We start from the raw sequence: 10,730 nt of genomic DNA on the forward strand, positions 1-10,730 counted from the left end.
TACTCGCACTTCTGCGCCCTAGGCGCACAGTCAAAAGCAAAGCAGCTCAAGCGAACAGCGTGGAACCCCAGAAGCCTGACGAGTCGTGCTCCCGAACGCCGGGCGGGCAGGCGAACACCGCGCTGCTGGTGTGAGTGATGTATTCGTTGAGCAGGTCCTTGCGCGACAGCACGGTTTGCATCGGCACGAAGTGCGTCAGCGGATTGCGCACGAACGCGATGAAGAACAGGCCGAAGTCCAGGTGGCCGAATCCGTCGGCGCCATCGGTGAAGTTGTAGCCGCGGCGCAGGATCTCGATTCCGCCGAGCTGCTCCGCCGAGGCCAGCCGCACGTGGGCGTCGCGGTCGATCAGCGGTTCGCCCTTGCTGGTCTTGCTGGTCAGGTCCAACTCGTCGAACTCGTCGGCATAGCCGATCGGCGCGCCGCTGCCCTTGTGCCTGCCGATCACCCGCTCCTGCTCCAGAAGCGTTGTGCGGTCCCAGTTTTCGATCCGCATCCGAATGCGCCGGGTGATCAGGTAGCTGCCCCCGGTCATCCAGTCCGGCCCGTCACCCGGCGGTACCCAGACGTGCTGGTTCAGCTTCTCGGTGTCCTCGGCCTTGAGGTTGCGCGTTCCGTCCTTGAAACCGAAGAGGTTTCGTGGCGTCGACTGGTCGCGAGAGGTGGACGACGTGCGCCCGAAGCCCAGCTGCGTCCAGCGCACCGCGGCGGTGCCGAACGCGACACGGGCCAGATTGCGGATCGCGTGCACCGCGACCTGCGGGTCGTTCGCGCACGCTTGCACGCAGATGTCGCCGCCGCACCGCGCCGGATCCAGCGTCTCGTTGGGGAACTTCGGCAAGTCCGCCAGCGCAGGCGGCTTGCGGTGAGCGATACCGAACCGGTCCTTGCCGTCTTTGACGAAAAGCGAGGGCCCGAACCCGATCGTCAGCGTCAACGCGGAGGCCGGAAGACCAAGAGCCTCACCGGTATCCAATGGCGGCGCATGCGGGTTGAGCCCCACCGCCCCGCGCGGCACGGTTTCGTCGCCCGCGGTCATCCGCTCCGCCATCGTTGTCCACTGCCGCAGCAGCGCCACCACGTCGTCGCGCGAATTGGTGGTGACGTCGAACGCGCAGAAGTGCAGCCGGTCCTGCTGTGGAGTGACGATGCCGGCCTGATGCTCACCGCGGAACGGAATCGGCCGGTGGATGTCCACCGCTTCAGCGGCGGCCGTCGCTCGCCCGGCCAGCGCGCCCGCTCCTGCGGCGCCCACCACCGCCGCGGTCACCCCGGCCGCGCCGAATAGCGTGCGCCGAGAGATGCCGCGCCGCTCGCCGGTGCCGGCGGCAACGGCGTCGGGCTCGACCGGATCGTTACTGCGGGGCGATGACACCTTGAACCTGGCTGACTTCCTTGGACAAAGCGTCGATGGCGCGCGAAAGTTCTTGGCGCGCAGGTTCGGTCACGGTCTCATACGAGACGAATGCGTCGCCTTTGCGGTATTTGTCGAGCAGCGCGAACACGTCGGTGAACCGCTGGTCCACCCGCTTGCCTAGCTGCGCATCACGCTGGTCGAGGATCGGGCGCACCGAGGCGACCGCGGCCTGGGAGCCCTCCACATTGGCGTGGAAGTCCCACAGGTCGGTATGGCTGAAGATGTCTTCTTCGCCGGTGATCTTGCTGATTGCGATCTCGTCGAGCAGTCCCTGTGCGCCGCCGGCGATCTGGGTGGAGTCGATTTTGTAGTCGGGCGACGCCACCTGCTGGTGGAGTTCGCGGACGTCGTTCATCAGCTGGTCGGCGATCGCGTTCGTATCGGGCTGGGGGCCGGTCACCCACAGGTCCTTTTCCAGCCGGTGGAAACCGGTCCACTTCTGGCCCGGCTCGAGGTCGGCCTCACGCAAGTCGATGCGCGGGTCCAAGTCATTGGGGAACGATTCGGCGACCGGCTCGATCCGCTCGTAATACGTTCGGGCGGTGGGGTATTGGGCCTTGGCCGCAGCGATGTCGCCCTTCTTGATCGCATTGACGAAGGACTCCGTGGCGGCGAGAAGCGCCTCGGTCTGCGACAGCACGTAGCGCTTGTAGTTGTCCGAGGCTTCCTGGAACTTGCCCTCGGCGCTGGTGTTCACCGCTTCGCCGGTCACGGTGAAGTCGCCGCGGATGCCGTCGCCCACCATGCCCGGCTTGCAGGCGGTTTGGTACTTGCCGGGTTCGTCGAGGGTCACGACGAGCTTGCGCTGCAAGCCGGGGGAGATGTTCTCGACCTCGCCCATCACCCGCTGGCCCTCGCCGTAGACGTAGAACTCGGTGACCTTGTTGCCGTTGTTGGTGATCACGAAGGTGGTTGGGCCCGTTGTGGCTTCGGTCTTCGACAGCTGACAGCTCGTGTCGGTTGCGGTGACTGTGACCTCCGTCGCGGCTCCCGCCGCCGAGGATCTGTTCTTGGCGGAATCCTTGGCGGCACAGCTTGCCAGCGAGGCGCCGGCCAGCACGGCAGCGATCGCCGCCAAGCCTGTGCTCGCGGAAGAACGACGGCTCACGTAGTGGACCTTTCCGGGGTGGGATGGGGCGCCGGCTGCGCGGCGCTCTCGGCGGGACGTGCGGGCGTGCGGGTGGGACGCAGGAACAGCGCGAGCACCACGACCAGGTAGGTGAGGTAGACCACCAACTGCAGCACCGATGGCATCGGGCTGATGTTGAAGATGCCTTGGATCAGTTCGCCGTACCAGGAGGACCAATTGATCCAGTGGCTGATGTCGAACGCGGTGGCGCCCAGGCCGGGAAGCCAGCCGACCGTCTGCAGCGCGTGCACGCCGTAGCCGAGGATGCCAGCGGCGACCAGGATGAGGAATACGCCGGTGTAGGTGAAGAACTTGGCCAGGTTGATGCGCACCGCACCCAGGTACATGCCCCATGCGATCGCGGCGGCCACCAGCACCCCGAGCAGCAATCCGACCAGTGGCCAAGCGGTTTCGGCTTCGGCGTAGCCGACCATGAACAGCGCGGTCTCGAATCCCTCGCGGCCGACGGCCAGGAATGCCAGCGCGAATACCGCCAGCGCACCGGTTTCCAGCGCCTTGGCCATACCGGCGCGCAACTCACCGGAGATGCCGGCCGCGGCCTTCTTCATCCACAGCACCATGGTGGTGACGATCGCGACCGCGACCAGGGACGCGATACCGGCGATCGCCTCAGCGCCGAGGTCGGTGACGGTGTAAGCGCTGTACTGGATGATCAGGAACACGCCGACGGTCATCGCAACCGCTGCGCCCACACCCAGCCACACCCACTTGAGCGCGTCGCGCCGCTGCGCCTTGACCAGAAACGCCACGAGCACCATCACGACGATCCCGGTTTCCAGGCCCTCGCGCAGCCCGATCAGTCCGCTGCCAAGCAGCTGAGAGGAAAGCGTCGGGGCGGCCGCGGTCACGCTCACGGAGAGGTCTGGACCTGCAGTCATGCGCTTCCTTACGTCACTTTGGCACGCCGAGTTAGGTTCCGCTCACCTTACCAATTCACAGAATTTCACGGTATACGTCGTCAACCGCATGGAGGAGAGCCGAGGGTCGTCGTTCTCATGGGACCATGAGGTGAACCGAAGCACGTTGAGGAGATGTGTTGCCGCCGCAGGGCTGGGGGTTGGACCCTCGTGCGAGTGATGCCGGGAAGGCCCGGGCTTTGACCGGGGGGCGCTGGCTGCAGGTTGTCGTCGTGCTGGCGGCGACGGCCGTGCTGATGGCCTCGAGCTGCTCCTGGCATCTCGGGACGCCGATCCCCGAGGGTGTGCCGCCCCCGGCGGGCGACCCGGTCCCCGAAATCGACACCCATGCCGCTGGGCGTCCGGCTGATCAGCTGCACGCCTGGGCCGCCGCCCGCGCGCCCGCGCTGCACATGCCGGTGAACGCGCTCGAGGCGTACGCCTACGCCGCCCGGGTCGCCGAGGTGGAAAACCCCGACTGCCACATCTCTTGGACCACGCTGGCCGGCATCGGTATGGTCGAAAGCCACAACGGCACCTACCGCGGCGCCACGATCGCACCCAACGGCGACGTCACCCCCCCAATTCGCGGCGTGCAGCTCGACGGCAGCAACGGAAACCTCGAAATCATGGACACCGACCACGGTCTCCTCGACGGCGACAACGGCATCGACCGGGCGATGGGGCCGATGCAGTTCATCCCGGAGACGTGGCGGCTCTACGGCGTCGACGCCAACAACGACGGGGTGGTCAGCCCGGACAACTTCGACGACGCCGCGCTGTCGGCGGCCGGCTACCTGTGCTGGCGCGGCCGCGACCTGTCCACCCCGGAAGGCTGGATGAGAGCCCTGCGCGCCTACAACCTGTCCGACCAGTACGCCCGAACCGTGCGCGACTGGGCCACCGCGTACGCCGACGGACACCCGCTGTAATGACAGCCCGCTAGGGTGAGTTGTCCTAGCCAGCCGATCCAAGGAGAGACTGTGCCCATCATCGAGCAGGTCGGAGCCCGGGAAATTCTCGACTCCCGCGGCAACCCGACCGTCGAGGTCGAACTGGCCCTCACCGACGGGACGTTCGCGCGGGCTGCGGTTCCCTCGGGAGCGTCCACCGGCGAGCACGAGGCCGTCGAGTTGCGCGACGGCGCTTCGCGCTACGGCGGCAAGGGCGTCGAGAAGGCAGTCACCGCGGTGCTCGACGAGATCGCGCCGGCGGTCATCGGAATGTCCGCCGACGACCAGCGGCTGGTGGATCAGGCGCTGCTGGACCTCGACGGCACTCCGGACAAGTCGCGGCTGGGCGCGAACGCCATCCTCGGGGTGTCGCTGGCTGTGGCCAAGGCGGCCGCGGAATCGGCCGCGCTGCCGCTGTTCCGCTACCTCGGCGGGCCCAACGCGCACATCTTGCCGGTGCCGATGCTCAACATCCTTAACGGCGGCGCGCACGCCGACACCGGCGTCGACGTCCAAGAGTTCATGATCGCGCCCATCGGCGCGCCCAGCTTCAAGGAGGCACTGCGCGCCGGCGCGGAGGTGTACCACGCGCTGAAGTCGGTGCTCAAGAAGCAAGGCTTGTCGACGGGCCTCGGCGACGAAGGCGGATTCGCCCCGGACGTCGCGGGCACCAAGGCCGCGCTGGATCTGATCCTGTCGGCGATCGAGGCCGCGGGATACAAACCCGGTTCGGAGGTGGCGCTGGCGCTGGACGTGGCGGCAACCGAATTCTTCGACGCCGCAAGCGGTTACGCGTTCGAGAAGGAGACCCGCGATTCTGCGCAGATGACGCAGTTCTACGCGGAACTGCTGAACACCTATCCGCTGGTGTCGATCGAAGATCCGCTGTCCGAAGACGACTGGGACGGCTGGGTAACGCTGACCAAGGAGATCGGCGACCGGGTTCAGCTCGTGGGCGACGATCTGTTCGTCACCAACCCCGAGCGCCTCGAGGAGGGCATCGAAAAGGGCGCCGGCAACGCGCTTTTGGTGAAGGTGAACCAGATCGGCACGCTCACCGAGACGCTGGACGCGGTCGCGCTTGCGCACAACAGCGGATACCGCACGATGATGAGCCATCGCAGCGGCGAGACCGAGGACACCACGATCGCCGACCTGGCGGTGGCCGTCGGCAGCGGCCAGATCAAAACCGGTGCGCCGGCGCGCAGCGAGCGCGTCGCCAAGTACAACCAGTTGCTGCGGATCGAAGAGACCCTCGGCGACGCCGCACGCTACGCCGGAGACCTTGCTTTCCCGCGCTTTTCGTTGGAGGCCGACTGAGCAGTGCCCGACTCCAAGCGGTCCGACCCGAAGCGGCGCTCCCCGGGGTCACGTCCCGGCCGGGGCGACAGCGCACGGGAGCGTCCGCGGTCGACGGCGCCGCGCCGGGAGACGCGCGCCGCTGAGTCCCGGGCCGCGGACGAGCCTGCGGCAGAGTCGATTACAGCGTCGATCGCGGCGGCCGCGGCTCGCCAGAGCGAACAACGGCTGGGTTTCACCGCGCGCCGTGCGGCGATCCTGGCCGCAGTCATCTGTGTGCTCACGCTGACGATCGCCGGGCCGGTGCGGACCTACTTCGCGCAGCGCACCGAGATGAAGCAGCTGGCCGCCAGTGAGGCGTCGCTGCGCGCGCAGATCGCCGAATTGGAGCAGCAGAAGGCCAAACTGGCCGATCCGGTGTTCATCGCTGCGCAGGCTCGCGAGCGGCTCGGCTTCGTCATGCCCGGTGACATCCCTTATCAGGTGCAGCTGCCGCCCGGGGCGGTGACGCCGTCGGATCAGCCGGGCGCGTCGGCGGCGAAGCCGTCGTCGAATGGCCCGTGGTACTCGGCACTTTGGCGCACGATCGCCGACACACCGCACAACATTTCGCCCGCCGGCCCGGCGCCTGAGCAACCGCCAGTGCCGCCGCCGCCCGGTCCGCCCCCGCCGCCCGGTGGTTGACCGCGCCGACCTCGACGCGGTCGCACGCCAACTCGGCCGGGAACCGCGTGGCGTGCTGGCGATCGCGTACCGGTGCCCGAACGGCGAACCGGGGGTGGTCAAGACCGCGCCGCGGCTGCCCGACGGTACGCCGTTTCCCACGTTGTACTACCTGACGCACCCCGCGTTGACCGCAGCCGCCAGCCGGCTGGAATCCTCTGGGGTGATGAAGGAGATGACCGCGCGGCTGGCCGCAGACCCGCAACTGGCGGCGGCGTACCGCCGCGCCCACGAGAGCTATCTGGCTGAGCGTGACGCCATCGAACCATTGGGCACCACGTTCTCCGGAGGCGGCATGCCGGACCGGGTGAAGTGTCTGCATGTGCTGATCGCGCATTCGCTGGCCAAAGGCCCTGGCGTCAACCCGCTGGGAGACGAAGCGCTGGCGATGCTGGCGAACGACCCTGCGATGGAAGGCATTCTGGTCAAAGAGGATTGGACGTGACGCGGGTCGGGGCCGTCGACTGCGGCACCAACTCGATTCGGTTGTTGATCGCCGACGTGGTCGACGGCCAGCTGCGCGAAGTGCACCGCGAGATGCGAATCGTGCGGCTGGGTCAAGGTGTCGACGCCACGGGCGAGTTCGCACCGGAGGCGCTCGCGCGCACCCGCGCCGCGCTGACAGACTACACGCGGCTGTTGCAACGGTTCGAGGTGGCGAAGGTCCGGATGGTGGCGACGTCGGCCGCGCGCGATGTGGCCAACCGCGACGAGTTCTTCGCGATGACGGCCGAGGTGCTGGGTGGCGCGGTGCCGGGTGCGGTCGCGGAAGTCATCACCGGTGAAGAGGAAGCGGCGCTGTCATTTTCGGGCGCGGTGGCCGAATTGGATTGTGCCCAAGCGCCTTTCCTCGTCGTCGATCTCGGGGGCGGGTCGACGGAATTGGTGCTGGGCTCCGCGGAGGTGGACGCCAGCTTCTCGGCTGACATCGGATGTGTGCGGCTGACCGAGCGTTGTCTGCACTCCGACCCGCCCACCGCCGCCGAGGTGGCCGCCGCGCGTGAGGTGGTGCGCGAACGGCTGGGGGAGGCGTTGTCGGTGGTGCCCGTCGAGCAGGCCCGTTCATGGGTGGGTGTGGCCGGCACGATGACGACGCTGTCGGCGTTGGCGCAGAAGATGCCGACGTACGATTCGGCGGCAATTCACCTGTCGCGTGTGGCTTTTCGAGAGTTGCTCGAGGTTTGCGACAGTCTCATCCGCATGACGCGCGCGCAGCGGGCGGCGTTGGGTCCGATGCACGAGGGCCGTGTCGACGTGATCGGCGGCGGTGCGATCGTGGTGGAAGAACTGGCCTACGTCCTAGAGCAGCGTGCGGGCATCGACGAGTTGATCGTCAGCGAGCACGACATCCTCGACGGCATCGCGCTCTCGATCGGTTAGCGGCGGCCGTAAAGCCGCTGGCAGCCGCTGCCGTAGTTGCCGCAGTGGTTGCCTGACTGACACTTCTGACAGCGGCAGGTGCAATTCTTTTCTTCGGGAGCGCTCATCGTCTCAGCTTGCGCCGAATACCGACTGTTGTCGATGCCCGGTGATTCACGGGATGCGGTAGAACGGGTCGGGCAGGAGGAAGGTCCGTTCGGCGTGCCCGCCGGCGAGGTCTGACGGCTGGTCGCCGATGTTCGCGACGATCGTGTAACCCTCCGCTTCGATCGCGGCGCGCTGTGGTGCCTTGAAGTCGGCAGCTGAGGGGTAGCGGGCGCCCGTCGGCGTCATGATCAGGCGGTCGTATCCGGTGTAGCCGGCCGACTGCAGGTTTCGCTCGGTCGCGGCGCGCTGGCTTTCGTCGCGGCCGGTGATGAAGAAGACGGCTGCGGCAAGGCTTTTGGCGGTGTGGAAGGTGTCCAGTGTCGGGCGGATGGGCGGGTCCTGGGCGGAGAGGTCCCACGCGCGCCACGAGCACGGCCCGGGCAGGTGGCATGGACCGTCGATGAATCGGCCGAAGTCGTTGGCCTTGATCACTTCCCAGTTCGACAGCGAGGTTTCGTCGATGTCGAGGACGACGGCAGGGCGCGCAGTTTCGGGCACTCGGTTGTTGATCCAGTCGGTCGCCTGGGCGGCGACCGCCGCCAGGTCACGGTCGTAGTCGCCACTGTCGTGGTAGGCGATCGCGGCTGCCTTGGCGTCTCCGACGTTGACGGGCTCATCCGGGTCGGCTGCCGCTTGGCCGGTGAATGCGATGGCCAGGGCGACGGACACCACGGCGCTGAGAAATGTATGGCGAGCGGACATGCTGCAGACCTTAAGCGGTCGCTCCAACCTGAGCGGCAGGTATGGTACCGGGCAAGAATGCCGTATCGGCGGCGAGGAACCGCGGCGCACGAATTGTACGTGCTCAAAAAGTGGTTGGGCACAACAAATCTCAGCTATAAGCCAGCCGGATCGGCGACCTTCACCGCAATGCGGCCGCGAGGCATCGGTGATGCTGGCCCAGCAGGGCGTGTTGACGCCTGTCGACCAGCGGGCTGCACATTGCATCGCCATGGTCGGCGGCCAGCCCTCGGTCGTGACATGTGAATGGTTCGACGACGCGCGGTCGACTTCTGTCGCTGCTTGCGCTTCGGGGCAGGGTATCGGTTGAGCAGATAGGCTTCGTGGCTGCGACGCCCCCATAGCCCAATTGGCAGAGGCAGCGGACTTAAAATCCGCCCAGTGTCGGTTCGAGTCCGACTGGGGGCACCGATGTTCTTGCAGGTAGAGGCCGCTTCTGCCTCGAACACATGTGCGGTTGGCGAGCCTCAAAAGGGTCTGCGTCAGCACCACGTCAGCAATTACGTGACTAAATCGGCGGGTGGCAGCCTCGGCAACCTCTGGCTTGTCGGCCGATAGACATATCCTGCTGACCATGGCGGACGAACCCGACGTGTTGTACCACTACACGGACGCGGGCGGATTCGCGGGGATGGTCCAGTCCGGCAAGTTGTGGGCTACGGACATTAGGTTTCTGAACGACCCGCTGGAACTCAGGTACGCCTGGGAAGCACTACTTGCCGCTCTGGAAACAGCCAAGGCGGAAAAGCCAGAATATTCCGAGGCCTACGATGCTGCCTTGCAGGCGGTTTCAATGACCAATGCTATTTATCCCGATACCATCGAAGACCGCATTTTCTCGACTTCGTTCTCAGCTGATGGCGACGAGTTGGGCCAGTGGCGTGCGTACGCGGATGATGCAAAGGGAATGGCGTTGGGGTTCGACAAGGAAAGCATCACGCACCTAAAGGTTCCGTACTTCCACCACACGGAGCACGGCCAGCTTGTTCAAATGACAGCGATAGAGGGGGATACGAACCAGCAGGTCCCGTTTACGCGTGGTTCGTTTACGCAGCCAGTCAGATACGGCGACGAAGCACGAAAGCGGGCTATAGATGCGGTGCTCTATCAAGTCGAGCAGTCCTGCGCGAAGAACGGTTTGGGACGTCTTGATGTTAAGTTATTCAACATCATCAACCGAATTCCGGTGTTCCTGTCAATGCTCGCGCTGGTTAAGAAGGCAAGCTATGAAAGCGAGCGGGAGTGGCGGTTCACAATCGCGGAACACTTCGGGTCGTCATCGCTGGCCATGAAGACGGCTCTATCGAAAATCGAAGAGTTCAAGTGGGCCGCGCAGGGAGCCCTTGAAACCGTTGACGTGAAGTTCCGGCCAGGCGGTCGGGCTGGCTTCAAGCCATACACGGAAATCCCGTTTAAGAAATGCGCGCTTGTCAAAGTCGTCGTTGGACCCAACATCGAGAGCCGCGACCTGGCGGTCTCAACTGCGAGGAGGCTGTTACAGCGCTATGGATTTTGGCACACCGAAGTTGCGCCGTCCGAACATGAGTACCGCGTCTAGATACCTAGCTACGCCTTCCTTCGTTGCGCCAGTTCGACCACGTTGTCCGCAGCCACAACGCCCCGCCAACCTTCGGTGCGGCCTGTTCGTCCTCGTTGATGTAGTCCGTGTAGGTGGTCAGCTTCAGTACGAAAGTGGAGTGTCCGAGCCACTTGCTCACCTGCATGTAGTGCTCGCCAGCGCTCAGGTTCATCGTGGCGAACGTGTGGCTTAGGTCGTGGAACCGTACATTGTCGAGCCCGACGGCTCGACAGGCCTGCGCGAAATAGTGTTCGTGCAGAATGCCCGCGTGAACCGGCCTGGCCCAATCGAACGTGTAGCGGTTGCGCCGACCGGGGAACAGCGGCGTGTGCGGTATGTACTTCATGCCCTGCGTGTTGGTGGCTGAGAAGGGGTGAAGTCGGGTCAAGTAGTCCCTCAGATCGTCCGCCAACCACGGGGCTAGCGGCACTACGCGATCCGAATG

The 10,730-nt window shown here is 65.7% G+C and carries 11 protein-coding genes and 1 tRNA gene; 7 read left to right on the forward strand and 5 right to left on the reverse strand.

The window, feature by feature from the left end; translation table 11 throughout:
* Positions 1–46 precede the first annotated feature (46 nt).
* From efeB to efeU, 3 genes are read right to left on the reverse strand one after another with little or no spacing between them, the layout of a single operon-like run.
* The gene (gene efeB, locus AC5Y39_RS19485; protein ID WP_500019248.1) at positions 47–1,375 is read right to left on the reverse strand and encodes an iron uptake transporter deferrochelatase/peroxidase subunit; all 1,329 of its coding nucleotides are present in this window, start codon (positions 1,373–1,375) and stop codon (positions 47–49) included.
* Complete coding sequence (gene efeO / locus AC5Y39_RS19490; RefSeq protein ID WP_500019246.1) at positions 1,356–2,525, reverse strand: iron uptake system protein EfeO; 1,170 nt, start codon at positions 2,523–2,525, stop codon at positions 1,356–1,358. The genes efeB and efeO overlap by 20 nt, the downstream gene beginning before the upstream one ends.
* Positions 2,522–3,445, reverse strand: a complete 924-nt coding sequence (gene efeU, locus AC5Y39_RS19495) for an iron uptake transporter permease EfeU (protein ID WP_500019244.1) — start codon at positions 3,443–3,445, stop codon at positions 2,522–2,524. Before efeU ends, efeO begins: the two co-directional genes overlap by 4 nt.
* Positions 3,446–3,663: 218 nt before the next feature.
* On the opposite strand from efeU, the gene AC5Y39_RS19500 reads away from it, so the two are divergent.
* The 5 genes from AC5Y39_RS19500 to AC5Y39_RS19520 are packed head-to-tail and all read left to right on the forward strand — an operon-like array spanning position 3,664 to position 7,818.
* Complete coding sequence (locus AC5Y39_RS19500) at positions 3,664–4,395, forward strand: lytic transglycosylase domain-containing protein (protein WP_500019242.1); 732 nt, start codon at positions 3,664–3,666, stop codon at positions 4,393–4,395.
* Between the two features lie 51 nt (positions 4,396–4,446).
* Positions 4,447–5,736 carry a phosphopyruvate hydratase gene (gene eno, locus AC5Y39_RS19505; protein ID WP_500019240.1) on the forward strand — a complete coding sequence of 430 codons (1,290 nt, stop codon included), beginning with the start codon at positions 4,447–4,449 and terminating at the stop codon, positions 5,734–5,736.
* 3 nt (positions 5,737–5,739) lie between these two features.
* Entirely contained in the window at positions 5,740–6,399 is a 660-nt protein-coding gene (locus AC5Y39_RS19510) for an FtsB family cell division protein (protein WP_500019238.1), read from the forward strand.
* Positions 6,392–6,883 (forward strand): DUF501 domain-containing protein, encoded by a 492-nt coding sequence (locus AC5Y39_RS19515; RefSeq protein WP_500019236.1) that lies wholly within the window; start codon positions 6,392–6,394, stop codon positions 6,881–6,883. Before AC5Y39_RS19510 ends, AC5Y39_RS19515 begins: the two co-directional genes overlap by 8 nt.
* Complete coding sequence (locus AC5Y39_RS19520) at positions 6,874–7,818, forward strand: Ppx/GppA phosphatase family protein (RefSeq protein ID WP_500019234.1); 945 nt, start codon at positions 6,874–6,876, stop codon at positions 7,816–7,818. Before AC5Y39_RS19515 ends, AC5Y39_RS19520 begins: the two co-directional genes overlap by 10 nt.
* Positions 7,819–7,971: 153 nt before the next feature.
* On the opposite strand, the gene AC5Y39_RS19525 is transcribed toward AC5Y39_RS19520, so the two are convergent.
* Positions 7,972–8,667, reverse strand: coding sequence for an HAD family acid phosphatase (locus AC5Y39_RS19525; protein ID WP_500019232.1), 696 nt, complete (start codon positions 8,665–8,667; stop codon positions 7,972–7,974).
* Between the two features lie 373 nt (positions 8,668–9,040).
* Between AC5Y39_RS19525 and AC5Y39_RS19530 the strand changes: the two genes are divergently transcribed.
* Both AC5Y39_RS19530 and AC5Y39_RS19535 read left to right on the forward strand, forming a co-directional pair.
* Positions 9,041–9,114, forward strand: a tRNA-Leu gene (locus tag AC5Y39_RS19530).
* 166 nt (positions 9,115–9,280) lie between these two features.
* Positions 9,281–10,264, forward strand: a complete 984-nt coding sequence (locus AC5Y39_RS19535; RefSeq protein WP_500019230.1) for a DUF2971 domain-containing protein — start codon at positions 9,281–9,283, stop codon at positions 10,262–10,264.
* Positions 10,265–10,268: 4 nt separating this feature from the next.
* On the opposite strand, the gene AC5Y39_RS19540 is transcribed toward AC5Y39_RS19535, so the two are convergent.
* The coding region (locus tag AC5Y39_RS19540; protein ID WP_500048273.1) for a site-specific integrase at positions 10,269–10,730 on the reverse strand (462 nt) is incomplete at its 5' end.

The sequence above is a fragment of the Mycobacterium sp. NGS39 genome (assembly GCF_059812765.1).

What these genes read in the sequence shown, in the direction of transcription:
- efeU (WP_500019244.1), bottom strand. Translation starts at nt 3,445, where the DNA reads ATGACTGCAGGTCCAGACCTCTCCGTGAGCGTGACCGCGGCCGCCCCG.
- AC5Y39_RS19525 (WP_500019232.1), bottom strand. Translation starts at nt 8,667, where the DNA reads ATGTCCGCTCGCCATACATTTCTCAGCGCCGTGGTGTCCGTCGCCCTG.
- AC5Y39_RS19535 (WP_500019230.1), top strand. Translation starts at nt 9,281, where the DNA reads ATGGCGGACGAACCCGACGTGTTGTACCACTACACGGACGCGGGCGGA.